This is a genomic window from Pseudomonas sp. SG-MS2, from assembly GCF_009933855.1.
Classification (GTDB): Bacteria; Pseudomonadota; Gammaproteobacteria; order Pseudomonadales; family Pseudomonadaceae; genus Aquipseudomonas; species Aquipseudomonas putida_E.
This window is the reverse complement of the sequence record NZ_MOMO01000276.1, coordinates 12,350-38,090: the sequence shown is the minus strand read 5'-3', so window position 1 is coordinate 38,090 and position 25,741 is coordinate 12,350. Positions and strand designations below refer to the sequence as shown.

Sequence of the window (25,741 nt, the reverse complement as noted above, 5' to 3'; positions counted from 1 at the left end):
TGGGGCGGCGGGATGCGCTGGCCAAGCGGCGGGAGCTGGAGCAGTTTCTGGGGGTGTAATCGAACCTACGCGGCGCGTAGGAGCGGCCTTGTGTCGCGAAAGGGCCGCAAAGCGGCCCCATCGATAGTTGCAGCGCCGCTGAAAACCTGGGGCCGCTGTGCGGCCCTTTCGCGACACGAGGCCGCTCCTACAGCGGTTGTGCAGGCAGCACGTTACTCGGCAATCTGCAACTTGCGCGACTGGGTGTACACATACCGAACCTTCTCATACTCGAACGGCGAGTTGAGCTGGCCATAGCGGAATTTGGTGGTGTAACGCTTGTCCACCGCGCGCAGCAGGAAGATTTCCGGATGATCGGTGCTGACCTCGGCCATGTTCAGGTAATTGATCGCCTGTTCGCCAGCGTAATCCACCACCACCCCGGTGGTATCGCGCAGGTTGGATGGCCCAAGCACCGGCAGCATGATGTATGGCCCATCAGGCACGCCATAGAACCCCAACGTCTGGCCAAAATCCTCGCTCTGGCGCGGTAGGCCCATCTTGGTCGCCGGGTCCCATAGCCCACCCACACCGATGATGGTATTGAACATCAGCCGTGCGGTGATCTCTGCCGAACGCTTGGCCTTGAGCTGCAGCACGCTGTTGAACAGGTTCGGCACATCGCCCAGGTTGTTGAAGAAATTGCTCACCCCGGTACGCACGAACCTGGGCGTCACGTACTGGTAGCCATCCACCAGCGGCAGCAGCACCCACTGGTCCAGGCGGTAGTTGAAGTGGTAGATGCGCCGGTTCAGCGACTCCAGCGGGTCGTAGATGTTGAGCGCCGCCAGGGTGGAGCGCTCGAATTCGCGCTGGTCCAGGCCTGGGTTGAATTTCAGCTCGCGCAGCGGGTCGGTGAAGCCGTCGGCTTCGGGGGCCAAGGGTTCGGCGGTTACTTGAGGATCGGACTCGATCACGCTGGTGCGCGGCGCAGTTTCCGCGGCCAGGGCATTGCCGGCAACCAGCAGGGCGGTGGCGAAGAGGAATTTGTTAACCACGGAAGAACTCCAGCATGGCGTCGCTGTTGACGCGGTAGTTGAGGTTGCCGCAATGGCCGCCATGGGGGTACAGGGTCAGGCGCTCGCCGAACACCTTGCGCAGGAAGCCGATATCGCCAGGGCCGAGGATGACATCATCGGCATTGTGCATCACGGCGATTTTCGGGCTGTCGCGCAGGTAGTCCTCCAGCGCGTACAGGCTCACCTGGTTGACCAGTTGCAGGATGCTGTTGCCGTCGGTGCGGGCGCGCCACATCGGGATCACCTGCTCGGTCATGTAACAGTCGAAGTCGCACTGCAGGGCACGCTTGAAGAACGGCGTAAGGCTGCTGCCCTCGGTGATCGGGTACTTCGGCGGGATGATCAGGCCACGGCGGTTGATCAGGTCCGACGTGAAGGCGATATCGGCCGCCGAAAAGCGGAACGACGTGCCGATCAGCATCGCCATCTGTTCGTTGGACAGGTGCTGGCGCGACTGCTGGAAGTCATACAGCAGCGCCTCGTTGAGGTCGATGTAGCCCTTGTCCTGGAAATAGCGGGTGAGCTTTTCCAGCATCAGCTCATAGAACGTGGTGCTGCGGTCGATGCCTTTGACCTGGGTCTGCACCAGTTTGTCGAGGTTGTTGATCGAGGTGTACAGGTTGACCGGCGGGTTGAGCAGCAGCACACGCTTGAAGTTGAAGCTGCGGCGGGTTTCATCCAGGTGGCTGACGAACGCCGCGTCCAGCGCACCCAGGCTGTAGCCGGTGAGGTAGTACTCGCTGATCGGCAGGCGCGGGTGCTGGGCACGTACGGCTTGCATCACCCGGTACATGTCTTCGGCGTCTTCCCGGCTGATGCCCGGGGTGGCGAAGCGCGAGGCGGCGCTCATGAAGTCGTAGCTGGTCGGCGACGACAGCTGAACCACGTGGTAACCGGCCTGGTAGAACAGTTTTTTCAGGTATTCGTTGATGGTGCTCGAATACGGCGCGCCGGTGCCGGCGATGATGAAGATCAGCGGCGCTTCATGGTCCTGGCGAGCCAGGCGGTACTTGAGCTTTTTCACTGCCCAGAAGTTGTCGGGCAGGGTGAATTCACGCTCCGGGCGCAAATTGAGGCTGTAGTCGCTCTGGTCGATCTCGTCGTCGCTGGGCAGCGTCGGGCGCTGATCGGGCGGCGTCGTGGCGATCGTCGCCTCGAACGGGTTGGTCAAGGGGAAGCCGTAGGTTGCGGCGTCGATGTCGCGCGCAGAAGCGGCCACAGCCATGAGCAGGCCGCCAAGAAGGGCGGCTAGGCGCCAATATCGAAGCATGTAATCCCCCAGAAAGAACGCGAGCAAGGTACTGCGCTACGCAGGCTAGGACCACAAGTGCCTTGGCAAAGTTGCCAAGTGCGGTGGCCTTTGGTGTGCTTGTTATCTGCAACATAGCTGCAGATTGTGATTTTGCCTTACAACGGGCCTTGGGCGATCATGGATCGTTTCGATTACTGCTATTGGAGAACGGGATGTCTCGTACCTTGCCGGCTGCGCTGCTCTTGCTGTTTCTCGCCTTGTGGCTGGCTGCCAGTTACGGCGTGCGCTACGGGTTGATGGAAGATGCGCAGTGGGTCGGCCTGTGCGCCGTACCGGGTGAGCACTGGCAGTGCCAGGTGCGCTCGATGCTGGGGCTGGGCATTCACTTTCAGGTGATGGCCTGGGCCGGGCTTGCGCTGGCGTTGCTGGCGCAGGTGCTTGGCGGGCGCAGCGGTTGGTGGCTGGCGGTGTTGGCGCTGGTGTTCGGCATCCCGGCGCTGGTGCTGTATACCGCCAGCATTGCTGTATTTGCGGTGGTGCTGGCGGGGTTACGGCTGGTACGGCAAGCGCGTCGCAGCTGACAGGGGCTGCCATGCAGCCCATTCGCCGGCACCTCGTTATCAAGCCTTGCGCACCCGCAAACTCCGCCACAACGCCGCAGCCATCAGCACACTGACCACCGCCCACCCCCAGGCCTGCTGATTCTCCAGCCCTTCCCTGTACAACTGCGGCATCACGCCAGCCCCGACGATAAACGCCAGCAACGCCACCTCCGCCCGTGCTGCCACCACCGGGCGCAGCAGGTAAACCAGCGCCGGCAACGCCAACGCCGCGGTAGGGAAACTGCGATAACGCGGGTCGAACACCATCGCCAGCATGCTCACTGCCGCGGCAAAGCCTGCCGCCAGCAATAGCCACCCTGCGCGCGCCTCGAGCCAGGCAAACACACGCTCCCGCCAGCCAGCCCGGCGCGCCAACGCAAGTACCGCATGGGCCAGTACCATCAGGTTCAACCCCGCCAGCAACGCCGCCCACAGCCACTCCCCGGCAAACCTTGCGTGGGTCCGCATCAATTCGCCCCACAGCCCCAGGCAGCCAGCGCCAAACGCCGCCAGCAACGGCAACAGCAACGCCCCGGTCGCGGTGCCAGGGCGCCCAGCGAACACCAGCATCACTGCCATCAACACCGCGCTTGCCAGCAACCACTGGGGCCAGTAATGCAGGTTGCTCACAGGGCCCTCGAGTACGCCTTTGTCCTGCCGGTCGGCATCGTACAGGCCCCAGTAGCCGCCCACCGCGCCTTCGCTGACGCGCTTCCAAGGCTGGTCGAAGGCTTCGATCAGGTTGTAGTGCCAGCCATTGGCCTCGGCCATGGCGACGAAACCGCGGATGAAGCGTGCCTCGTTGGCCCGGCTGGGCACAGCCGTCTCGCGCTGGCGGCCTTCGCTGGGCCAGCCGGTCTCGCCGATGAAGATATCCTTGGGCGCAAAGCGCGTGCCGAACACCCGGCGCACATCAGCGACATGCGCCAGGGCATCGTCGATACCGCGCGGGTCGTCCTCCCAGTAGGGCAACAGGTGAATGGTCAGGAAGTCCACCGCTGGCGCCACCTGCGGGTGCTGTAGCCAGAACTCCCAGACATCGGCATAGGTCACCGGCACCTTGACCTGGCTTTTCACTTTGCCGATCAGCGCGGCCAGGCGCTCGCCGGTCACTTCCTTGCGCAACAGCGCTTCGTTGCCCACGATCACCGCACTGACCACGTCCGGGTTGGCGTTGGCGGCGGCGATCAGCAAATCCACTTCCTTGTCGGTATCGACCGGGTTGGCATTGACCCAAGCCCCGAGCATCACCTTCAGGCCATGCTTGCGCGCCAGTGCCGGAATCGCTTCAAGCCCGGTCATGGAATAGGTGCGGATGCACTGAAATCGTTCGGCCAACAGCGCCAGGTCGGCGTCCATGCGCGCCGGGCGCAAGCGAAAAGGCTGGTCGAAAGGCGACTGGTCCTTGTCGAACGGGGTATAGGAGGCGCACTGCAATTTGTGCGTGGGGCTGGCGGCGTCCGGCAGCAGGATCGGCTTGCCGAGCGTGTACCAGAGCGCCCCAAGCCCTGCAAGGGCAAGCAGGCAGGCGAACAGGTACAGCGGCAGCAACAGGCGGGCAGGGCTGGGCATCAGGCGGTCCATCGTCAGGCGCAAAACGTTAGATAGTAGCCCGGCGCCAATCCTTTGGCATGCAAGGATCGCGCAGAATGCTGCAGGCAGACGCCGCTAATGGCACAGTGCTGTCGCAAAGGCATCGGGTACAGGTCGCAGTGGGAGCAGGTCACGCTTTGTTGCAGGAACATCATGCAATCTCCGAGACCTGACGAGGGGATGCTTTGATGGCAACTTTGAAAAAAATGCGACGACTCCTGGGGGCGGGCACCGCCCTGGTATTGGCCATGAGCGCTGCGCAGGCCATGGCCAAAGAAGTGAGCATCGGTTACGTGGATGGCTGGGCCGACAGCGTGGCGACCACCAACGTGGCCGCCGAAGTGATCAAGCAGAAGCTCGGCTACGACGTCAAACTGCAGGCCGTGGCCACCGGCATCATGTGGCAGGGTGTGGCCACCGGCAAACTCGACGCCATGCTCTCGGCCTGGCTGCCGGTGACCCACGGTGAGTACTGGACCAAGAACAAGGACAACGTGGTCGATTACGGCGCCAACTTCAAGGATGCCAAGATCGGCCTGATCGTGCCGGAGTACGTCAAGGCCAACAGCATTACCGACCTCAAGACCGACGAAAGCTTCAAGCAGAAGATCGTCGGCATCGACGCAGGCTCCGGGGTGATGCTCAAGACCGACCAGGCCATCAAGGACTACGGCCTTACCGGCTACAAGCTGCAGGCAAGCTCCGGCGCGGCGATGACCGCCGAACTGGGCCGCGCCTACGGCAAGCAGCAGTCCATTGCCGTGACCGGCTGGGTGCCGCACTGGATGTTCGCCAAGTGGAAGCTGAAGTTCCTCGAAGACCCCAAAGGCGTTTATGGTGCCGCCGAGACGGTCAACAGCATCGGCAGCAAGGAACTGGCGACCAAGGCGCCGGAAGTGGCCGAGTTCCTGAAGAAGTTCAGCTGGCAGTCCAAGGACGAAATTGGCGAGGTGATGCTGGCGATTCAGGAAGGCGCCAAGCCTGAAGCGGCGGCGAAGGATTGGGTGGCCAAGCATCCGGACCGAGTCAAGGAGTGGACTGGCAAGTAACGAATCAAACTTTGCGAAGCGGGGCTGCTGTGCAGCCCTTCGCGACACAAGGCCGCTCCTGCAGGCGTTATGCGCTGTAGGAGCGGCCTTGTGTCGCGAAAGGGCCGCACAGCGGCCCCGCTTTGTTACCTATTCTGCAAAACACCGTTGCATCTAAGACTAAGGTCGTCTGGTTGGCGTTCAAAGGCAGCATAAAGTGACGGTGTGGGTTCCATCCCCTATCTGTGCTGCTAGGACAAAAACAATGAACGACAGCATTTACCTCTCGATACAAAACAGCCCCCGCTTCAAGGAGCTGGTGACCAAACGCGAACGGTTCGCCTGGATTCTCTCGGCGATCATGCTCGGCCTGTACTGCGCCTTCATCCTCCTGATCGCCTACGGTCCTCATCTGCTGGGCGCCAAGCTCAGCCCTGAGTCGTCGATTACCTGGGGCATCCCCCTGGGCGTCGGCCTGATCATTTCGGCATTCGTCCTGACCGCCATCTACGTGCGCCGCGCCAACGGCGAGTTCGATGAGCTGAACAAGGCCATCCTCAAGGAGGCGCAACAATGATTCGTCACACCAAAGCCTTGGCCGTACTGGCCTGCGGCGTTTTCGCACCCGCCGTGTGGGCAGCCGATGCCCTGACCGGCGAGGTGCAGAAACAGCCGCTGAACGTTGCAGCGATCGCCATGTTCGTGGCCTTCGTCGCCTTCACCTTGGGCATCACCTACTGGGCCTCCAAACGCAACAAGTCGGCAGCCGACTACTACGCTGCCGGCGGCAAGATCACCGGCTTTCAGAACGGCCTGGCGATTGCCGGCGACTACATGTCGGCAGCGTCGTTCCTGGGTATTTCCGCGCTGGTGTTCACCTCCGGCTACGACGGCCTGATCTACTCGATCGGCTTTTTGGTCGGCTGGCCGATCATTCTGTTCCTGATCGCCGAACGCCTGCGCAACCTGGGCAAATACACCTTTGCCGACGTGGCCTCCTACCGCCTGGGGCAAAAGGAAATCCGTACCCTGTCGGCCTCCGGTTCGCTGGTGGTGGTGGCGTTCTACCTGATCGCGCAGATGGTCGGCGCCGGCAAGCTGATCGAGCTGCTGTTCGGCCTGGACTATCATGTGGCGGTGATCCTGGTGGGTATCCTGATGTGCCTGTACGTGCTGTTCGGCGGCATGCTGGCCACCACCTGGGTACAGATCATCAAGGCCGTACTGCTGCTGTCCGGTGCCAGCTTCATGGCACTGATGGTCATGAAGCACGTGGGCTTCGACTTCAACACCCTGTTCTCCGAAGCGATCAAGGTGCACAGCAAGGGTGAGGCGATCATGAGCCCGGGCGGCCTGGTCAAGGACCCGATCTCGGCCTTCTCGCTGGGCCTGGCGCTGATGTTCGGTACCGCCGGCCTGCCGCATATCCTGATGCGCTTCTTCACCGTCAGCGACGCCAAGGAAGCGCGCAAGAGCGTGCTCTACGCCACCGGCTTCATCGGCTACTTCTACATCCTGACCTTCATCATCGGCTTCGGCGCGATCCTGCTGGTCAGCACCAACCCGGACTTCAAGGACGCCGCCGGCGCCCTGCTGGGCGGCAACAACATGGCTGCGGTGCACCTGGCCGATGCCGTGGGTGGCAGCATCTTCCTCGGCTTCATCTCGGCGGTGGCGTTCGCCACCATCCTGGCGGTGGTTGCCGGCCTGACCCTGGCCGGTGCCTCGGCGGTGTCCCACGACCTGTACGCCAGCGTATGGCGCAAGGGCAAGGCCAACGACAAGGACGAGATCCGCGTCTCGAAGATCACCACCATCGCCCTTGGCGTGCTGGCGATCGGCCTGGGTATTCTGTTCGAGAAGCAGAACATCGCCTTCATGGTCGGCCTGGCGTTCTCCATTGCCGCCAGTTGCAACTTCCCGGTACTGCTGCTTTCGATGTACTGGAAGAAGCTGACCACCCGCGGCGCCATGATCGGCGGCTGGCTGGGCCTGGTGAGTGCAGTGACACTGATGATCCTTGGCCCGACCATCTGGGTGCAGATCCTCGGCCACGAGAAGCCGATCTACCCGTACGAGTACCCGGCGCTGTTCTCGATGCTGATTGCCTTCGTCGGTATCTGGTTCTTCTCGGTCACCGACAAGTCCAAGGCGGCTGAAAACGAACGCGCACTGTTCTTCCCGCAGTTCGTCCGCTCGCAAACTGGCCTGGGGGCCAGCGGGGCGGTCTCGCACTGACATAGAGCGCAAAAAACACAACGCCCCGCCAGTCGGGGCGTTGTGCATTGTGCAGTGTCATTTTGCCTTCGCTCGGAAATTTCCGAAGCTCCCTCGGAAGCTTCCTGATTATCCCGCCCCATGCTTCCCGAATACTTCTCCTCACCCGCCGGGCCACCCCGGCAGGCCTGTTACCTTCAAGGAGAAACCATTCGTGAAACGCACGTTACTCGCCCTTCCCCTGGCCCTGATGTTCGCAGGCGCCGCCCATGCCGTCGACCCGATCGAGAAACAGGTGCAAATCGTCGCCCAGGTGCCCACCGACGCGTTCTACGTCGAGCCGGTGGGTGGCAACTGGATGAACGACCCGCAGGAAATGGCCTGGAATTCCTTTCAAGGCAAGCTCGACCCGATTCGCAAGCAACTGCAGGTCAAAAGCACCATCGGCCCGATCAGCGCCTACCTGGTATCGCCTGCAGTGATCGCCAACGGCAGCAACAACATTGGCCTGGACGTCACGGTCGGTGACACCGTGTTGCAAACCACCCCGGCCGAAGTGGTCAGTGCCACCCAGGCGGCACCGGGCGCGGTCATCGGTTTCCAGGTCGAGGCCCAGCCGGCGCCAGGCACCGGTTATGAGCCAGGCAGCTACCAGGGCCTGGTCAGCATGATCTTCGAAACCGCCGCCCCTTAAGGCTCCGTTCACCTCCAGTGCCTGCCCGGGCCCTCGTCAACGGCGAGGGGCGGGCAGGTCATGCCTGTAAGCGATACCCATGTCCCGACATTCCTCCTCCGCCGCCTTGCGCTGCTGGCTGCCACTGGCTGCCAGCATGGCCTTGTGGGCCGGCATGAGTCATGGCGCGGCCAGTGCCCTGGGGCCGGTCGCAGGCCTGCCGCGCGAGTTCGAGGCGCATTTCTTCGATGTGCCGTTGGCCGTACGGGTCGACCTGGACGGCCGTTACCTCGGTGATGCCATGGTGGTGCTCAGCCGCGACCAGCAGGTGCAGTTGCTGGAATTCACCGAAACCTTCGACAGCCGCGAGCCCGAGAGCCTGCGACGACGCTGGCGTGAGCGCCTGGCCGATGGCAGGCCCCTGGGCGACTGCCAGGCAGACTGCCCGGAAGGCTTGCGTGCGATTCATTACAGCCTGGCCAATTCGCAGCTGTCGCTGCTGACCGACCGTGCCGAAGTGGCCGCTACTGCCGAACGTTTTCATCGCCTGCCGGAGCAGGGCAGCCACGGCCTGTTGCTGCGCAACCAGCTCAACCTGGTCAATGATGGCGTCGCCACCAGTGGCCGCTACGCCTTGCAGGGCCAGGCCAGTGTCGGCCAGTGGACAGCCCTGGCCGACGGCCAGCTCGACCGCGGCAGCGACAGCCGCGAGGGCACCCGCTACCGGGTCGACCAGCTGTATGGCGAGCGCCTGGTCGAGGACCATTTCTACCGCCTGGGGTACTTCACCCCCAGCGCCCAGGGCCTGACCCGCCAACCCAGGCTGATGGGCGCCAGCCCTGACACGACCCTGGGCCTGATGTTCGGCAGCAGCGACAGCCTGCTCATCGACAGCGCCGCGCCCAGTGCCACGCCCATCCATGTCACACCCAGCCGCCCGGCCGTGGCGCAGATCTACCGCAACGGTGTGCTGATCAACAGCCAGCCGGTGCAGCCAGGGTTGCAGACCCTCGATACCAAGGTGCTGCCCGGCGGCATCTACGAGGTCGAAGTACGTCTGGTCGAGGACGGCCAGGTCAGTTCGCGCAGCCAGGCATTCGTCTACAAGCCCGGCAACTGGCGCAGTACCGACGCACCTTGGCGTTACAACCTGTATGTCGGGCGCCAGAGCAGTGAGCTCAGCAATTGGCAGGCCGTGCATGGCGACACCCTGGCGGCGGGCGTGCTGGCCAACTACCTGCTGCACCCAAGGGCAATCGTCGGTGTGTCCGCTCAGCGGCTCGACGATGCCATGCAATACGGCACTTCACTGGACTGGGATGTGCGCGACCGGCTCAAACTCTATGGCAACCTGTTCCAGGCCCAGGGCCATGGCAACGGCTTCGACCTGCAACTGATCCATGCTTACGCGAGCGGCTCGCTGGTCGCAAGCCACAGCCGCACCTGGCTGGCGCAGCCCGGCAGGGACTACCTTGGCAATGCACCCGCACGGCCATTCACCCGGCGCCAGACGCAATCATCGCTGTCCTTGAACCATCGCCTGGACCCTCGCAACACCGCCAGTGTGCGTGTGTCGCACAGCAGTGGCAGTGATGCCGGCACCGGCATCGATCTGGGGTGGGCCTATTACGGGCGTTTGTTTGGCTCTGACGCCAACTGGCGCTTGTCGCTGTTCGATCGCCCGGGCAACAGCGGTACCGGTGATGCGCGCAACCGTGGCATCAACCTGAGCTTGAGCATGAGCCTGGGCGACGGCGGCCGACGTTTGTCCGCCAGCGTAGGCAGCCGCACCTCGCGTGACGGCGGGCGTGACCTCAATACCTCGCTGGGCTATCGGCAGGATGTCGAGATCGGCCCATTGCGCAGCATTGGCGCCACCCTCAGCGCCGACCGCTACGGCACGGGGCTGGGGGCCGATACCCAGTTCGAGAACCCGTTCATGCAAGGTGACGCTTACCTGCAGCGCTCCTCCTACAACGGCGAATTCACCGGTGGCCTGAACCTGCAAAGCCTGCTGGCCGTGGGTGCCGGCAAGGCGGCAGTGAGCGGCCAGCCCCTGGGGCACCAGGCCGCGTTGATCGTCGATGTGGACACCGATATCGACGGCCTCAGGTTGCGTGCCGACGATGCCATGGGCGTCAACCTGCATGCCGGGCGCAACATCATCCCGGTCACCGCCTACAAGCCCGGGCATGTGCAGTTCGATTTCGACGGGAGCGAGGCGACCGCCGCCGTGATACAGCCATCGAGCGTTGACTACCACCTCAACCGCGGGGGCATCGACTACCGCCAGGTTCGTGTACTGCGCACCGTCACCGTGCTGGGGCGCCTGCTCGATGGCCAGGGCCTGCCGTTGCGTGGCGCACAGGTTATCAACCATGCCAGCCGCAGTGTCAGCGAGGCCGATGGCTTTTTCGCGGTGGAAATGAGCGAAGCGGCACCGACCCTGGAAATTCGCCAGCGCGGGCAACCGCTCTGTCTGGTACGCCTGGACCTGGAAGGCCTGACGCGTGAAGGCGACGTGCTGCTGGCCGGCGACCAACAGTGCCAGCCCGAGATTGCATCGCGATCTTCGTGAGTTTCGGAATTTTCCTACTGCTTTAGCCGTGGCCGACGGGTTGCGCACGGCAATACCCTTAATCAAATCACCAGGGAGCTTCGCTACATGAAAATGCTTTCTCTATCGGCCTTCGTCCTGCTGGCCATGCCACTGGCTGCCGTGGCCAGCCCCGAACTGAACGTTGGCGGATTGTACGATTACCTCGACGGTGACAGGAGCACGCTGCTCAAGCGTGTGCGCAACAGCGGCGACAGCACGGCGTTCGTCAAGGTCAGCGTCGCCGAGCTGGTCTATGACGATGCCGGGGTGGCCCACGAAATCGACACCGACGGCCTGGCCCTGGAGCAGCGCGGCCTGGTCGCCAGCCCGGCGCGGCTGATCGTACCGGCGCACGGCATGCAGGCCGTGCGCCTGTTGTACCGTGGCCCGCGGGACCAGGAACGTTACTTCCGCCTGCGCTTCATGCCGGTGCTGCCGGAATTGGGTGACGGTTTTGCCGTGGACGAACAGGAGGCGGCGCAGTACCGCGACGGCCTCAGGGCGGGGGTAAACCTGCTGGCCGGCTATGGCTCGCTGCTGTTCGTACGGCCGGCGCAGGCACGCTTCAACACGCCGGTGCGGCGTGAAAACGGGCAACTGACTGTGGTCAATGAAGGTAACTCCACCGTGGTTCTGGACCACTTCCGTCAATGCCTGATGGCAGGGGAACAGTGTGAGCCCGCGACCAAGCATCACCTGCTGCCAGGCCGTAGCCGGCAGTTCGAGGGGCACTCGCAAAAGGTGCACCAGTTCGAGCTTCACGAAGGACGTGATCATAAAATCATGGTGGTGAAGGGGTAAACGTGATGGTTCATCTGATGCGATTTTGCCTGGCATGGGTGGTAACGGCGTGGTTCATGCTGCTGGCCCCAAGCGCCCAGGCACTTGATGTCACGGTGTCGGCGCAGTATCTGGGCAAAGGGTCGGGACAATTCGAAAACACGACGCCTCCTGCATTGTTCTGCCGCAGGTTTGCCTATCGCTGTACCAACAATGACGTGGTCGATCTGCCCCTGACCTACACAAAAGAGGTGACTACCGTCTCACCACGGGCAAAGTTTTTCATCCAGATGCCGGGCCGGCGCCAGGTCGATGTCTTCCACGAAGTTACCGGTGAGCAGCACACAGTGTCGTTCGAGTTCACAGGGGTCAGCCAGAAAACGGGGGGCGTGCCCTGGTATGAGAGTCCTACGTACAACGCTGTCGTGCAGGGTGGTTGCACCCGTGTAGCGTCCATCGGCAATCCACCCTGGGTATTCTTCCTCTGGGACATTACCAACCCGACAGCGCCTGCCGGCTGTCACTCATTGAATTCCCGGAATGGGCCTGATTATCACGGGTTCATCGACGTGACTGACATGGGCGTGTCTTACAACCTCCGGATGCCTGCCCCATTTCGCATGAAAACCGGGCTCTATCGAGGAAGCATCACATACAGCGTTGGCCCTGGCGGCGACTTCGACTTTGGTGATGGCGTTACTGCACTCAATACCAACAGCGTCACAATCAACCTCGTGCTCGACGTCCAGCATGCCTTCTTTTTCGAGTTTCCGCCGGGTACTGACCGCGCCGTGCTGGAGCCTCGCGATGGCTGGCAGCACTGGCTTGCGGGGGGCAGTGTGCCGCAGCGTCTGTATAGAGACTTGCCATTCAGGCTGTCATCCTCTGGCCCGTTCAAGGTTTACAAGCTGTGCCAGTACGATATCGACGCCCAGTGCGCAATCACCAACGACAAGGGCGATCAAGTACCTGTCCTGCTGTCCCTGAGCTTGCCCGCCGGCATCCAGCACCGAGGTCAGATGGTCGAAAGGCTTGCGCTACCGACGGGGCGTGCTCAAGCGCTGCAGTTCGAAGCAGTGCAGCCCACCCTCAACCGCCCTGGCCAGATGCACTTTGAAATAGCCAAGGAGGATGTGCGTCGTATGTTACCTAATACCGGCAGTACCTATACCGGGCTGGCCACCGTGGTGTTCGATGCCGAGTTGTAGGCAGCGAGCAGAATTACAAAGGAGTGCATCATGCCCACAGCGCTGGTGGTCGACGACCACCCATTTATCCGTGCCACGGTCTGCCAGTTGCTGCGCCAGCAGCAGGTCGAAGTGGTTGGCCAGGCCGACAACGGCATCGATGCGGTGCGCCTGGTGCGCGAGCTGGCGCCGGATCTGGTGATCCTCGACATCGCCATGCCTGGCCTGGACGGGCTGGAGGTCATCAGCCGCATCCAGGCCTGCAGCCGTCCGAGCAAGGTCGTGGTGCTGACTTCACAGTTGGCCGTGGCCTACTCGTTGCGCTGCCTGCAGGCGGGGGCAGCCGGCTACGTGGCCAAGACCGATGACCTGGATGAACTGGGCAAGGCGGTACGTGCTGCGCTGTCGGGTTTTACCTACTTCCCCGCAGTGGCCTTGAGCTCGGTGCACAAACAGGACCTGCAGGCCACCGAGCCGCAGTGCATCGCCAGCCTGTCCAGCCGTGAGCTGATGGTTTTGCAGTACCTGGCCCGCGGCCTGAGCAACAAAGCCATCGGCGAGGCCATGCTGCTGAGCAACAAGACCATCAGCACCTACAAGACGCGCCTGCTGGAAAAGCTCAGGCTCAACTCGCTGATTGACCTGGCGGATTTCGCTCGCCGCAATCAGCTGATCTGAATTTCGCCCCGCGTGCCCTTACGTGCCTTGCTCCTGGCGTTGCTCTGTTTCGTGCTGACACTGCCAGCGCTGGCCAGGCCGCAGTTGCACGCGCGGGCCACCCTGGACGGGCCCCGCCACGAGCCCGATGAAGCAGGCATACGCTGGTTGTGGGCGCGCCGCTCGCTGCGTTTGGGCGTGCTGGCCCAGGACAACCCGCCCCTCGACATCCTCGGCACCGGCAGCGCCTATGAAGGCATTACCGCTGATTACGCCGGGCTGCTGGGCGAACAGTTGAACCTGCAGGTGCAGGTGCAGGTTTTCGAAGCGTTCGCCGAGGCGCATGCGGCATTGCGTGCAGGCGAGGTCGACCTGCTCGGCTCGGTCACCAGCCGCCAGGCACTGGACGCGGGGTTGCGGCTGTCACGGCCTTACGCCGAGGATTGCCCCTTGCTGCTGGCGCGTGAGGCGCGTGGCCGTGAACGGGTCTATGACACGCACGGCCTCGACCTGGTGATGGTCCAGGGCTATCGCAGCCTGGAGCAGGTTCACGAACGCTACCCTCAGGCACGTGTGCAAACCCACCTTTCTCCGTTCGATGCCCTGGCGACGTTGGCACTCGGGCATGCCGACCTGTACCTGGGCAATGCCTTGGCGGCCCGCTACGCGTTGGGCCGCGGCCAACTTGCCGGTGTCGAGGAAGTCGGCCACGCCGGGCTGCCCCGGCAGGGCATCGGTTTTGCCATGCTCAATGGCGATACGCCCTTGCCGAGGCTGGTCGATGCCGCCCTTGGCAACCTCACCGAGCGCCAGCACCAGCGTATTCGCGAACGCTGGAGCCCACTGGGCGCCGCCGCGCAGCGGCCAGTGCCGCTGCAGTTGAGCGAGGCCGAGCAGCGCTGGTTGCTCGACAATCCACGCGTGCAGGTGGCGATGGACGAGCAGCTGTTGCCGCTGAGCTTTCGCGATGGCAATGGCCAATGGCGGGGCCTGAGCCTGGATGTGCTGCAACTGATCAGCCGGCGCACCGGGCTGCGTTTCGAGGTGCAGGCTGGCGGCACGCTGCAAGGCATGCTCGAACAACTGCGCGAGGGCGAGGTGCAACTGATTGCCGGCCTGCCGCGCAGCCCAGCCCTGGAGCGCCAGGTGTCCTTCAGCCGTGCTTACCTCAGTGCCTCGCGGGTACTGGTGACGCGCGATGCACCGCAGGCTCCTGGCAACCTCGAGCAACTGGCCGGGCGACCGCTGGCCCTGGTGTGGGGCAGTGCCCTGCATGAAATGCTTGGCCAGCATCATCCGCAGGTTGTGCCAATGGCCGTGGCCAGCCCCGTTGAAGCCTTGCGCGCCGTGGCTCGCGGCAAGGCGGCCGCCGCCGTGCTGACCCTCGATGACGCGCGAGCACTGATCGCGCGTGGCTACCCGGGCCAGCTCAAGATCAGCGCCAGCCTGCCGCTGCCGCCCGCGCATTTCGCCCTGGCCAGCGCCCGCGGGGCGGTTGAACTGCAGGGCATACTCGACAAAGCCCTGCTCAGCCTGTCACCGCACGAGATTGACGGCCTGGTGCGTCGCTGGCGCAACCCGATGATCGTCGCTGACGGTGTGTGGCAACGTTACCGCGGCCGTATCCTGCTGGGTTTTGCCACGGCCCTGCTGTTGCTCGGCCTGGCCTTGCTGTGGATCCGCTACCTGCGGCGCCTGCAGGTGCAATTGCGCCGTGCCAAGCGTGAGGCCGATGCCGCAAACCAGGCCAAGACCCAGTTCCTGACCACCATGAGCCACGAGCTTCGCACGCCCTTGCATGCCGTGCAGGGCATGCTTGAACTGGCACGGCGCAAGGCCGAGCGAGGCGAGTTCGACCACCTGGCACTGGAGGTGGCCGACGAAGCGGCGCGTGGCCTGCTGGAACTGATCGGAGACATCCTGGACATCACCCGTATCGAGTCCGGGCACTTGCAGTTTGCTGCCCAGCGGGTGTGCCTGCGCGAACACGTGGGGCGGGTGCTGCAGTTGTTCGAGCAGCAGGCGCGCAGCAAAGGCCTGGCGTTGCGCCTGGTTACCCAAGGCCAGGTGGATGCCCAGGTCATGCTCGACCCGCTGCGCTTCAAGCAGGTGCTGGCCAACCTGCTGAGCAATGCCATCAAGTTCACCGAACACGGCGAGGTGACGGTGAACCTGTCGGCAACAGCGGTGGACGGCTACCTGGCGGTGGAGCTGACGGTGCGCGATACCGGTGTCGGCATTGCCGCAAGCGAGCTTGCGCACCTGGGGCAACCGTTCCGTCAGGCCAGCAACCAATGCCAGTCACCGCGCTGCAGCGCCGGCCTGGGCCTTGGCATCAGCCGCAGCCTGTGCGAGATGATGGGCGGCAGCCTGCACCTGCACAGCGTGCTGGGGCAGGGCACCGAAGTGAACGTGCGCCTGAGCCTGCCGCAGTTGAGTGCTGCCCAGCAACGGCCGGCGGCCGCTACCGGTGACACTCGTCACCCGCCCCAGCCGCTGCGCCTGCTGGTGGTCGACGACTATCCGGCCAATCGCCTGTTGCTGGTGCAACAGCTCGAATACCTCGGGCATCAGGCGTGCGTTGCCCAGGACGGTACCCAGGCCTTGCGCTTGTGGTTGGGCGAGCACTTCGACGGGGTGATCAGTGACTGCAACATGCCTCGGCTCAACGGCTACGCGCTGGCCCGCGCCATTCGCGAGCACGAGCGGCGCAGCGGCAGGCCCAGGTGCCAGGTGATCGGTTTGACTGCCAGTGCCACACAGGTTGAACGCCGGCGCTGCCGTGCAGCAGGCATGGACGCTTGCCTGTTCAAGCCTCTGGGGCTGGACGGCCTGGTTCGGGCCTTGGCCCGTGCCAGTCCTGCACTGCTGGACATCGAACACATCAGGCGGCTGGTGGCCGGCGACGAGGCTGCACTGCGAGCGTTGTTGGCCGACCTTCGTGCCAGCAACCTGCAGGACCTGCAGCTACTTGCGCAGGTGCCGGCCAATGCTGAGGCGCTGGCCATGCTGGCCCATCGGATAAAGGGAGGCGCCCGGATCGCTCGGGCAAGAGTGATAGTCGACCTGTGCGAGCGGTTGGAGCGCAGATGCCAAGCCAAACCGCCCGCACCGGGCGATATCGAGCAGGATGTGGGGGCGCTGCGCGAGGCCATGCTGCAGCTTGAACAGCAACTGGCCTTGCACGCCCCCGGTTCAAATCATGCCGAGCAACAACAACACCAGCAGAATCACCAGCACCACGCCAATGATGCCGGATGGGCCATAGCCCCAGCTGCGCGAGTGTGGGAAGACCGGTAAGCCACCAATCAACAGCAGGATCAGGATGATGATGAGGATCGTGGTCATGACGGAGTCCTTGCGTGGTTAGGGGTCAAGAGCCTCGTACAGCTGGCCTCTTGTTAATTCGGACCGGCGCCGCTTGGCAAAGATTCCATTTGCCTGGTACTGACCGTTTGGTCATGCCCGCCCATTCACTACCCTGATGAACCCTCTCTGGCGCCAACGCCTTGATTAGACTGGGCTGACCACCCATCAGTACAAGGCCTGCCACCATGCACAAACGCATCATGATCACTGGCGCCGGTTCCGGCCTCGGCCGCGAGATTGCCCTGCGCTGGGCGCGCGAGGGTTGGCGCCTGGCGTTGGCCGACGTCAACGAGCCAGGCCTGCGCGAAACCCTGGAGCTTGTGCGCGGTGCCGGCGGCGAGGGCTTCGTCCAGCGCTGCGACGTGCGCGACTACAGCCAGCTGACCGCCCTGGCCCAGGCCTGCGAAGAGAAGTTCGGCGGTATCGATGTGATCGTCAACAACGCCGGTGTCGCCTCGGGCGGCTTCTTCGCCGAGCTGTCGCTGGAAGACTGGGACTGGCAGATCGCGGTCAACCTGATGGGTGTGGTCAAGGGCTGCAAGGCCTTCCTGCCGCTGCTCGAACGCAGCAAGGGGCGCATCATCAATGTGGCGTCGATGGCTGCCCTGATGCAGGGGCCGGGCATGAGCAACTACAACGTTGCCAAGGCCGGTGTGCTGGCGCTGTCCGAGAGCCTGCTGGTAGAGCTGCGCCAGCTGGAAGTGGCTGTGCACGTGGTGTGCCCGTCGTTCTTCCAGACCAACCTGCTCGACTCTTTCCGCGGCCCGAACCCGGCCATGAAAGCCCAGGTGGGCAAACTGCTGGAGGGCTCGCCGATCAGTGCGTCGGACATTGCCGACTACATCCACCAGCAGGTGGAGGCCGGTGAATTCCTGATCCTGCCCCACGAGGCCGGGCGCCAGGCCTGGCAGCTCAAGCAACAGGCGCCACAGCGGCTGTATGACGAGATGGCAGAGATGGCGGTGAAAATGCGTGGCAAGGCCCAGGCGCGCGGATTGTAGTTCCGTCTGTAGGGCGAATTACCTGCCGATGTAGGCTTGTTCTGAATTGCTGCGAAGGCGTTGAGTCACCGAATATCCCCATGCACTCTCCGGTTTTCCCTGTTGCCGGAGGACCGGAACATGTTGGTCATTGGACGCGTAGTCGGCGAAGTCATCAACATTGGTGACGATATTGAGATCAAGGTGGTGGAAACACGCAATGGCATGGTGCGTTTTGGCGTGAGTGCGCCGCGTGAAGTGTCGGTGCACCGGGCGGAGGTGTACAAGCGGATCAAGGCGGGGGAGAAGCGCAAGGGCAATTCGGCTTGAGGTCGACTTTACCGGCCGCTTCGCAGGTTTGCTCCGCGAAGCGGCCGGTACCGGTCAGTCGAGCAGTTCGCGCGGCACATCATGCTTGGCCAGCAGTTGGCACTGTTGGCTTTCCGGGTCGAACAGGATGAACGCCTGGCCCTTGGCCAGCGCCTGGCGCACCCGCAGCACACGGGTTTCCAGCGGCGTGTCATCACCATTGTCGGTGCCGTCGCGGGTGACGAAATCCTCGATCAGGCGCGTCAGGGTTTCGGCTTGCAAGTGTTCGTAGGGGATCAGCATGGGCGGCATTCAGCTTGGTAAAAGAATGCGCCCATGCTACGCCAAACCGGGCCGCTACGGCTCACTCCTTGTTCCCCACCAGGCTGTCGACGGCAGGCACCCGGGTATCGCTCTCCATCTGCGCATCGTGCTCCAACTGGTGGCTGAAGCGCTCCAGTGAGGCATTGGCCGGGTTGGAATCGCTTGCGAACACTGGCGGGCTGAGCAGGTAGCCCGACAACAGGCGGCTGAGCGCGGCCAGGCTGTCGATGTGGGTGCGCTCGTAACCATGGGTGGCATCGCAACCGAACGCCACCAGCGCCGTGCGGATGTCGTGGCCGGCGGTGACCGCCGAATGGGCATCGCTGAAGTAATAGCGGAACACGTCACGGCGCACCGGCAGCTCCTGGTCGCCGGCCAGTTTCAGCAAGTGGCGTGACAGGTGGTAGTCATAGGGCCCCGACGAGTCCTGCATGGCCACGCTGACGGCGTGTTCGCTCGACGCCTGGCCGGGTGCCACCGGGGCGATGTCGATGCCGACGAACTCGCTGACGTCCCAGGGCAGGGCAGCGGCAGAGCCTGAGCCGGTTTCTTCGGTGATGGTGAACAGCGGGTGGCAGTCGATCATCGGCTGGCGGCCGCTTTCCACGACTGCCTTGAGGGCAGCCAGCAGCGCGGCCACGCCGGCTTTGTCGTCCAGATGGCGGGCGCTGATATGGCCGCTGTCGGTGAACTCCGGCAGCGGGTCGAATGCCACGAAGTCGCCAATGGCAATGCCCAACGACTCGCAGTCGGCGCGGGTGGTGCAGTAGGCGTCCAGGCGCACTTCTACGTGCTCCCAGCTGACGGGCATCTGGTCGATGGCGGTATTGAAGGCGTGCCCGCTGGCCATCAGCGGCAGCACGCTGCCGCGGAACACGCCGGTGTCGGTGAATACACTGACCCGGCTGCCCTCGGCGAAACGGCTCGACCAGCAGCCCACCGGGGCCAGGGCCAGGCGGCCGTTGTCCTGCAATTGGCGCACGCTGGCGCCGATGGTGTCCAGGTGGGCCGAGACGGCGCGGTCTGGGGAGCTTTGCCGGCCCTTGAGGGTGGCGCGGATGGTGCCGCGGCGGGTCAGCTCGAAGGGAATGCCCAGTTCGTCCAGGCGTTCGGCGACATAGCGCACGATGGTGTCGGTGAAGCCGGTCGGGCTGGGGATGGCGAGCATCTCCAGCAGGACGCGCTTGAGGTAGTCAAGGTCCGGCTCGGGGTATCGTTCAGACATGGGTACTCCTCGGGTAAAGCTGTGCTCTGGCGGGCCCTATCGCCGGCAAGCCGGCTCCCACATGGACCGTGATGAGCCTTGTAGGAGCCGGCTTGCCGGCGATAGGGCCGTCATGGATTCACGCCAACGCCCGGCTATGCGGGAACAGCAGGTCGACAAAGCGCTCTGCCGTTGGCTGCGGTTCATGGTTGGCCAAGCCGGCGCGTTCATTGGCCTCGATGATCACGTAGTCCGGCTGTTCGGCATCACGCACCATCAGGTCCAGGCCCACCACTGGAATTTCCAGCGCCCGCGCCGCGCGCACGGCCGCGTCGGCCAACACAGGGTTCAGGCGCTCGGTAACGTCCTCCAGCGTGCCGCCAGTGTGCAGGTTGGCGGTGCGGCGCACGGCCAGGCGCTGGCCTGCAGGCAATACGCTGGTGTAGTCGAAGCCGGCATCACGCAGGGTGCGCTCGGTTTCGTCGTCCAGCGGAATGCGGCTTTCGCCACCGGTAGCGGCCTGACGGCGGCGGCTTTGGGCCTCGATCAGCTCAAGGATGCTGTGTTTGCCGTCGCCGACCACCTGGGCCGGGTGCCGAATCGCCGCCGCAACCACCTCGAAACCGATCACCACGATGCGCAGGTCATGGCCCGGGTGGAAGCTCTCCAGCAGCACACGGCTGTCGAAACGGCGGGCGTGTTCTATGGCTTGGCTGACTTCCTCGTAAGTGGTCAGGTTCACCGCCACCCCTTGGCCCTGCTCGCCATCCACCGGCTTGACCACCACCGCGCCGTGCTCGTCGAGAAACGCCAGGTTGTCGTCGGCATTGCCGGCCAGTTGCTGCACCGGCACCAGCAGGCCGGCGTTGTGCAAGGTTTGCTGGGTCAGGCGCTTGTCCTGGCAGAGGGTCATGCTGACCGCACTGGTCAGGTCGCTCAGCGACTCGCGGCAACGCACCCGACGCCCGCCCAGGCTGAGGGTGAACAGCCCGCCTGCGGCGTCGTCCACCTGCACCTCGATGCCACGGCGGTAGGCCTCATCGACGATGATCCGTGCATACGGGTTCAGCCCCGCTTCAGGGCCGGGGCCCAGAAACAATTGCTGGTTGATGCCGTTCTTGCGTTTGACCGCGAAGGTCGGCAGGTTGCGGAAACCGAGCTTCTCGTACAGCCGCTTGGCCTGGCGGTTGTCGTGCAACACCGACAAGTCCAGGTAGGCCAGGCCGCGGCTCATGAAGTGCTCGACCAGGTGGCGCACCAGCACCTCACCCACGCCAGGGCGGGTGCAATGCGGGTCCACGGCCAGGCACCACAGGCTGCTGCCGTGCTCGGGGTCATCGAACGCCTTGCTGTGGTTCAGGCCCATGACGCTGCCGATTACCGCGCCGCTGTCTTCGTCCTCGGCCAGCCAGTACACCGGCCCGCCCTGGTGGCGTGGCGTCAGCAGCTCGGGCTGCACCGGGAGCATGCCGCGTGCCTGGTACAGGGTGTTGATGGCCTGCCAGTCGCTGGCGCTTTGTGCGCGGCGGATACGGAAACCGCGAAACACCCGTTGCGCCTGGCGGTAGTCGGTGAACCACAGCCGCAGCGTGTCGGACGGGTCGAGGAACAGCTGCTGCGGTGCCTGCGCCAGCAGCTGTTGCGGGGCCGCCACATACAGTGCGATGTCACGCTCGCCGGGACGTTCCTGCTGCAGCGCCTCGGCCAGGCTGGCCGGGTCCGGGTAGGTGTGGCCTATCAGCAGCCGACCCCAGCCGCAGTGCAGCGCACGCGGCTGGCTGTGGGGCTCGCTGCCATCGCCGGCCAGGCGCGCCTGCAGGCGCTCGTAGGACGGCGCCTGGCCACGCAGCAGGCGCTGACCGTAGGCGGTTTCATGGGCTTTCATCGGTCAGATTCCTTGTTCGCTGAGCCACAGGTTCAGCGCCGCCAGCTGCCACAGCTTGGAGCCGCGCAGCGGGGTAAGCTGGCCATGCGGGTTGCTCAGCAGGCGGTCTACCATGGCCGGGTTGAACAGCCCGCGGTCCTGGCTGGGGTCGGTGAGCAGTTCGCGTACCCAGTCCAGGGTGGCGCCTTGCAGGTGCTTGAGGCCGGGTACCGGGAAGTAGCCTTTCTTGCGGTCGATCACCTCATGGGGGATCACCCGGCGTGCGGCTTGCTTGAGCACTTGCTTGCCGCCATCGGGCAATTTGAAGCGCGCCGGGATGCGTGCCGACAGCTCGACCAGGCGGTAGTCCAGGAACGGTGTACGGGCCTCCAGGCCCCAGGCCATGGTCATGTTGTCGACCCGTTTGACCGGGTCGTCGACCAGCATCACCGTGCTGTCCAGGCGCAGCGCCTTGTCTACTGCCTCGGCCGCGCCCGGGCGGGCGAAGTGTTCGCGCACGAAGTCGCCGGCCACGTCGGTTTCCAGCAGCCACGGCGCTTGCACGGTGTCGCGGTACTCGGCATGGCTGCGGTCGAAGAATGCATCGCGGTAGGCGCCAAAGGCATCCTTGGCGCCGTCCACCTGCGGGTACCAGTGGTAGCCGGCGAACAGCTCGTCGGCACCCTGGCCGCTCTGCACGCCCTTGCAGTGCTTGGCCACTTCGCGTGACAGCAGGTAGAAGGCGATGCAGTCGTGGCTGACCATCGGTTCGCTCATGGCGCGGAACGCGGCCGGCAATTGCTCGATGATTTCGCTTTCGGCGATGCGCAGCTTGTGGTGGCGGGTGCCGTAGTGCTTGGCGATCAGGTCGGAGTACTGGAACTCGTCACCGCGCTCGCCGCCGGCATCCTCGAAGCCGATGGAGAAGGTCGACAGGTCATCCACGCCCACTTCGCGCAGCAAGCCGACCAACAGGCTGGAGTCGACGCCGCCGGACAGCAGTACGCCTACGTCCACGGCGGCGCGCTGGCGGATGCCGACGGCATCACGGGTGGCATCGAGCACACGGGTGGTCCAGCCTTCCAGGTCCAGGTCGCGCTCGTCCGGGTTGGGGCCGTAATGCAGCTGCCACCAGGTTTGGCGTTCGACTTCACCGTGGCGGTCGACGCGCATCCAGGTGCCGGGTTCGAGCTTTTGCACATTGGCCAGCAAGGTGCGTGGCGCCGGCACCACGGCGTGGAAGTTGAGGTAGTGGTTGAGCGCTACCGGGTCGATCATCGGGTCGATGTCGCCACCTTTGAGCAGCGCTGGCAGGGTGGAGGCAAAGCGCAGGCGCTCGCCGTTGCGCGACAGGTACAAAGGCTTGACGCCCAGGCGGTCGCGGGCCAGGAACAGGCGCTGGTTGTCGCGCTCCCAGATGGCCAGGGCGAACATGCCGTTGAGCTTGGGCAGCAAGGCCGCGCCCCAGGCGTGGTAGCCCTTGAGCAGCACCTCGGTGTCGCCGTCGGACCAGAAGGTGTAGCCCAGGTCCTGCAGCTCCTGGCGCAGTTCGGGGAAGTTGTAGATGGCACCATTGAAGGCCAAAGACAGGCCCAGGGTGTTGTCGACCATGGGCTGAGCCGAGCCGTCGGACAGGTCCATGATTTTCAGCCGACGATGGCCCAGGGCAATCGGGCCCAGGCTATGGAAGCCCCAGGCGTCGGGGCCACGGGGCGCCAGGTGATGGGTCATGCGCTCTACCGCGGCGAGGTCCGCCGGGCGAGGGGCTTGGTCGATGGGGGTGAAACGTAACTCTCCTGCTAATCCGCACATAGGTCCTTACCGGTTTTTCCGTTGGGGAATCAGCGCCCCGGATTAGGGCGCCTGTAAGGAACTGACCTGGGGGATTTGCGAGAGTTTTAGACCAATCCGTTATAAGCAGCACTTTGTAATGCGGCCAATCGCCGGCTTGCCGGCGATTGGGCTGCACAGCAGCCCCTTCATTTACCCCGAATCAACTTGCGCAAGCCAAACCGGTTCGGATGGCATGCTTCAGCCACCGCCCGCGGCAGCGGCAATGGCTCGCCACTGACCCAGGCTGCAATCAGCTCGCCCGAAAGCGGCGCCGTGATCAGCCCCCGCGACCCATGCCCGCTGTTCACATACAGCCCTTCCAGCCAGGGGCAGGGCACCTCGGGCACCTGCCGCGCGTCCTTGCCCAGGACTGCAAAGGCTTCGGCGAAGGCTGCAGGGTCGGCAACCGGCCCCACGATCGGCAAGTAATCCGGGCTGGTGCAGCGAAATGCCGCGCGCCCCTGCAACTGCTCAGGGGCAAGCGCTGGGACACCCAGGCGCCGGGCCAGGTCGCTGGAGATTTCATCCAGCATGGCCAGGTTGCCCTGGTGCTCGGCCACGGTCGGCGCCAGGTCATCGCTATGGAAGTCGAAGCTGGCCCCCAGCGTGTGCTCTTCACCCCTGGGCGGTGCCACATAGCCCTCGGCGCAGACTACGGTAGCCAGCGCCCGGCTGGCGTCGGTCACCGGCAGGCGGGTGATCTGCCCGCGGATGCGCTTGAGCGGCAACTGCGTACAGGGCCCGAAACGCTTCACGTCAGCCGCCCCGGCCAGCACCACCACTGGCGCGCTGGCCAGCAGCCGGTCGCCGGCCCAGGCTTGCCACAGGCCATCGGCCTTGCGCAGTGCTAGCACATCGTGATGGGCCAGCAGGCGAATGTTACGGTGCTGCAGTTGAGCGTTGCACAGTGCCGGTGGGTGCACCCAGCCGCCTTCGGGGTAGAACAACCCGCCGGCAGGCAGCGCGACCCCGGCAATCGCTTCGGCTTCACTGCGCTGCACGGCACGCAGCAAGCTGCCCTCGAAGGCGTCGGCGAGCTTGCCCTGGCGTTCGGCTTCCTTGCTGTCGAAGGCCAGTTGCAAAACCCCGCACGCATCCCAGTCCTGGCCGCGCTGCAGTAATTCAAGCTGGCGCCGTGTATAGCCGAAGCCGGCCAGGATCATCTGCGACAAAGCCGTGCCGTGTGCGGACAGCTTGAGGTACAGCACGCCCTGGGGGTTGCCGGAGGCTTCGCGGGCCGCGGCGTCGTGACGCTCCAGTACCGTTACCTGCCAGCCGCGTGCGGCCATGCTGGCAGCGCTGGCACTGCCAGCAAGCCCTGCGCCGATCACCAGGGCCTCGCGCGGGCCTTCAGGCGCAGTTGGCCGGGCGTACCAGGGCGCCGAGATGGGCGCGTTGGGCGTGCCGGTGTACTCACCGCTCATCACCTCCCACTTCTTGCCGATGCCAGGCACCTTCTTCATGGTGAAGCCGGCCTCGATCAAGCTGCGGCGAACCCAGCCGGTGGTGGTGAAGGTGCCCAGTGCGGTGCCGGCATGGGACAACCTGGCCAGTTGCGTGAACAGCTCGGGTGTCCACATGTCGGGGTTCTTCGCCGGGGCGAAACCGTCGAGGAACCACACGTCGATACGCGCGTCCAGCTGCGGCAGCTGCTCCAGCACATCGCCGATCAGCAGGGTAAGGGTGATTCGGCCCTGGTCGAAGGTGAACTGCTGGAAGCCCTGGTGCACCGCGACGTACTGGCGCAAAAAGGGTTCGGTGAACGCAGCCAGCTCCGGCCACAGGCGCATAGCCCTGGCCATGTCGGCATGGCCCAGGGGGTACTTCTCGACGCTGACGAAATGCAGGCGGGCGTCGGCGTGGGCTGTTTCGGCGAACAGCTGCCAGGCGCAGAAAAAATTCATGCCGGTGCCAAAGCCGGTTTCGCCGATCACCAGGCAGGCGTGGGGCGCCAGGTTGGCGAAGCGCTGGCGCAGGCGGGTTTGTTCGAGGAACACATGCTGGGTTTCGGCAATGCCCTCGTTGATGGCGAAGTACACATCGCCGTATTGCCGCGAATGGGGGCGGCCCTGGTCGTCCCAGTCGATCTGGGCATGCTGAAGGAGGGTGGATGCGGGCATGGCTGGTTTCGCTGGAGGTGGGGAGCTGCAAGCGGCAAGCTGCAAGCTGCAAGAAAAAGCAGATGGTGGCACGGCCCGCGTTTTCTTGCAGC

20 protein-coding genes and 1 pseudogene are annotated in these 25,741 nt (G+C 64.2%); 12 read left to right on the top strand and 9 right to left on the bottom strand.

The genetic code is table 11. The features are described 5' to 3' along the window. Positions 1–212: 212 nt before the first annotated feature. Together BLX42_RS26490 and BLX42_RS26485 are read right to left on the bottom strand one after the other, a co-directional pair. Positions 213–1,037 carry a VacJ family lipoprotein gene (locus BLX42_RS26490; RefSeq protein ID WP_115272951.1) on the bottom strand — a complete coding sequence of 275 codons (825 nt, stop codon included), beginning with the start codon at positions 1,035–1,037 and terminating at the stop codon, positions 213–215. Then, positions 1,030–2,328 carry a serine/threonine protein kinase gene (locus BLX42_RS26485; protein ID WP_039603299.1) on the bottom strand — a complete coding sequence of 433 codons (1,299 nt, stop codon included), beginning with the start codon at positions 2,326–2,328 and terminating at the stop codon, positions 1,030–1,032. Before BLX42_RS26485 ends, BLX42_RS26490 begins: the two co-directional genes overlap by 8 nt. A gap of 194 nt (positions 2,329–2,522) precedes the next feature. Here BLX42_RS26485 and BLX42_RS26480 point away from each other — a divergent pair, with 194 nt between their 5' ends. Beyond that, positions 2,523–2,891: a hypothetical protein gene (locus BLX42_RS26480; RefSeq protein ID WP_161872990.1), complete on the top strand. Its 369-nt coding sequence runs from the start codon at positions 2,523–2,525 to the stop codon at positions 2,889–2,891. A gap of 39 nt (positions 2,892–2,930) precedes the next feature. On the opposite strand, the gene BLX42_RS26475 is transcribed toward BLX42_RS26480, so the two are convergent. Next, positions 2,931–4,496 (bottom strand): beta (1-6) glucans synthase, encoded by a 1,566-nt coding sequence (locus BLX42_RS26475; RefSeq protein ID WP_161872989.1) that lies wholly within the window; start codon positions 4,494–4,496, stop codon positions 2,931–2,933. Positions 4,497–4,693: 197 nt separating this feature from the next. Here BLX42_RS26475 and BLX42_RS26470 point away from each other — a divergent pair, with 197 nt between their 5' ends. The 9 genes and pseudogenes from BLX42_RS26470 to BLX42_RS27045 form a co-directional block, all read left to right on the top strand. Then, entirely contained in the window at positions 4,694–5,554 is an 861-nt protein-coding gene (locus BLX42_RS26470; RefSeq protein ID WP_046787404.1) for a glycine betaine ABC transporter substrate-binding protein, read from the top strand. A 244-nt stretch (positions 5,555–5,798) separates the two neighbouring features. Then, positions 5,799–6,110: a DUF485 domain-containing protein gene (locus tag BLX42_RS26465; protein ID WP_039604303.1), complete on the top strand. Its 312-nt coding sequence runs from the start codon at positions 5,799–5,801 to the stop codon at positions 6,108–6,110. Then, positions 6,107–7,771 (top strand): cation acetate symporter, encoded by a 1,665-nt coding sequence (locus BLX42_RS26460; RefSeq protein ID WP_046787403.1) that lies wholly within the window; start codon positions 6,107–6,109, stop codon positions 7,769–7,771. The genes BLX42_RS26465 and BLX42_RS26460 overlap by 4 nt, the downstream gene beginning before the upstream one ends. A gap of 193 nt (positions 7,772–7,964) precedes the next feature. Next, positions 7,965–8,444: a CS1 type fimbrial major subunit gene (locus BLX42_RS26455; RefSeq protein ID WP_046787402.1), complete on the top strand. Its 480-nt coding sequence runs from the start codon at positions 7,965–7,967 to the stop codon at positions 8,442–8,444. A gap of 79 nt (positions 8,445–8,523) precedes the next feature. Further along, the gene (locus BLX42_RS26450; RefSeq protein ID WP_256672127.1) at positions 8,524–11,001 is read left to right on the top strand and encodes a CS1-pili formation C-terminal domain-containing protein; all 2,478 of its coding nucleotides are present in this window, start codon (positions 8,524–8,526) and stop codon (positions 10,999–11,001) included. 87 nt (positions 11,002–11,088) lie between these two features. Beyond that, complete coding sequence (locus tag BLX42_RS26445) at positions 11,089–11,823, top strand: molecular chaperone (RefSeq protein ID WP_161872988.1); 735 nt, start codon at positions 11,089–11,091, stop codon at positions 11,821–11,823. A 5-nt stretch (positions 11,824–11,828) separates the two neighbouring features. Continuing rightward, positions 11,829–13,010: a hypothetical protein gene (locus tag BLX42_RS26680; RefSeq protein WP_178110748.1), complete on the top strand. Its 1,182-nt coding sequence runs from the start codon at positions 11,829–11,831 to the stop codon at positions 13,008–13,010. Positions 13,011–13,040: 30 nt separating this feature from the next. After that, positions 13,041–13,667, top strand: a complete 627-nt coding sequence (locus tag BLX42_RS26435) for a response regulator transcription factor (protein ID WP_046787399.1) — start codon at positions 13,041–13,043, stop codon at positions 13,665–13,667. A gap of 12 nt (positions 13,668–13,679) precedes the next feature. Beyond that, a pseudogene (locus BLX42_RS27045) lies at positions 13,680–16,757 on the top strand (transporter substrate-binding domain-containing protein); the annotation flags it as partial. A gap of 84 nt (positions 16,758–16,841) precedes the next feature. Here the strand turns inward: BLX42_RS27045 and BLX42_RS26425 are convergent. Continuing rightward, positions 16,842–16,994: a DUF3309 family protein gene (locus BLX42_RS26425; RefSeq protein ID WP_003252624.1), complete on the bottom strand. Its 153-nt coding sequence runs from the start codon at positions 16,992–16,994 to the stop codon at positions 16,842–16,844. A 206-nt stretch (positions 16,995–17,200) separates the two neighbouring features. Between BLX42_RS26425 and BLX42_RS26420 the strand changes: the two genes are divergently transcribed. Together BLX42_RS26420 and csrA are read left to right on the top strand one after the other, a co-directional pair. Continuing rightward, on the top strand, positions 17,201–18,016 hold the full coding sequence (locus BLX42_RS26420; RefSeq protein WP_161872986.1) for an SDR family oxidoreductase: 816 nt from the start codon (positions 17,201–17,203) through the stop codon (positions 18,014–18,016). Between the two features lie 120 nt (positions 18,017–18,136). Further along, positions 18,137–18,325: a carbon storage regulator CsrA gene (csrA, locus tag BLX42_RS26415; protein ID WP_046787397.1), complete on the top strand. Its 189-nt coding sequence runs from the start codon at positions 18,137–18,139 to the stop codon at positions 18,323–18,325. A gap of 54 nt (positions 18,326–18,379) precedes the next feature. Here csrA and BLX42_RS26410 read toward each other — a convergent pair whose 3' ends face one another. The 5 genes from BLX42_RS26410 to mnmC form a co-directional block, all read right to left on the bottom strand. Then, complete coding sequence (locus BLX42_RS26410) at positions 18,380–18,607, bottom strand: YheU family protein (protein ID WP_039603187.1); 228 nt, start codon at positions 18,605–18,607, stop codon at positions 18,380–18,382. A 61-nt stretch (positions 18,608–18,668) separates the two neighbouring features. Continuing rightward, entirely contained in the window at positions 18,669–19,853 is a 1,185-nt protein-coding gene (locus BLX42_RS26405; RefSeq protein ID WP_046787396.1) for an osmoprotectant NAGGN system M42 family peptidase, read from the bottom strand. 118 nt (positions 19,854–19,971) lie between these two features. Further along, positions 19,972–21,717 (bottom strand): N-acetylglutaminylglutamine synthetase, encoded by a 1,746-nt coding sequence (ngg, locus tag BLX42_RS26400; protein WP_161872985.1) that lies wholly within the window; start codon positions 21,715–21,717, stop codon positions 19,972–19,974. A gap of 3 nt (positions 21,718–21,720) precedes the next feature. After that, on the bottom strand, positions 21,721–23,508 hold the full coding sequence (locus BLX42_RS26395; protein WP_046787394.1) for an N-acetylglutaminylglutamine amidotransferase: 1,788 nt from the start codon (positions 23,506–23,508) through the stop codon (positions 21,721–21,723). A gap of 167 nt (positions 23,509–23,675) precedes the next feature. Beyond that, positions 23,676–25,649 (bottom strand): bifunctional tRNA (5-methylaminomethyl-2-thiouridine)(34)-methyltransferase MnmD/FAD-dependent 5-carboxymethylaminomethyl-2-thiouridine(34) oxidoreductase MnmC, encoded by a 1,974-nt coding sequence (mnmC, locus tag BLX42_RS26390; protein WP_161872984.1) that lies wholly within the window; start codon positions 25,647–25,649, stop codon positions 23,676–23,678. Positions 25,650–25,741 lie beyond the last annotated feature (92 nt).